Source organism: Nostoc sp. CmiVER01, from assembly GCF_034531135.2.
In the GTDB taxonomy this organism is placed as follows: Bacteria; Cyanobacteriota; Cyanobacteriia; order Cyanobacteriales; family Nostocaceae; genus Nostoc.
On record NZ_JAVRBU020000082.1, the window covers coordinates 1 to 518 of the forward strand.

Annotated in this window: 1 protein-coding gene; it reads right to left on the reverse strand. The window is 65.8% G+C overall.

From position 1 onward, the window contains the following. Positions 1-2 precede the first annotated feature (2 nt). A partial coding sequence (locus RMZ43_RS36085; RefSeq protein ID WP_428851043.1) for a DNA topoisomerase occupies positions 3-518 on the reverse strand: 516 nt, incomplete at its 5' end.

Below are 518 nucleotides of genomic sequence, written 5' to 3' on the forward strand. Positions count from 1 at the left end.
CATCATGGAACGGAGCAACTTCTCTGCGTGCCGCTGTCGTCGTCCTCGTCCTTCTCGGTTTCCTCGTCGGCCTGGCTGTACACGTCACGCCAGCCGTTGCGCGTGACTACCTTGCCGCTCGCGGCGAAGTTCTCGCCCGCGATCTCGACGCCCACGGTGGTCTGCATGTACTCGTGCAGCGGGTAGAACTGCGCCAGGTACGCGCGCACGATCAGGTCGTAGATGTTGCGCTCGCGCTCGCTGAGGGCGGCCTTGCTGCCCTTCTGCATGGTCGGCACGATGCCGTGGTGCGCGGTGATCTTCGAGTCGTCCCACGTCTTGGACTTGATGCGCGGGTCGGCACCATCGACCAGGCCGGCCAGCTCGGGGTTGACGTGCTTGATCGCTTCCAGCACGCGCGGGGCGTCGGCGTGCTGCGACTCCGGCAGGTAGGCGCAGTCGGTGCGAGGGTACGAGGTCAGCTTGTGCGTCTCATAGAGCGCCTGGCAGGTGTTCAGCACGTCCTCGGCGCTGTAGCC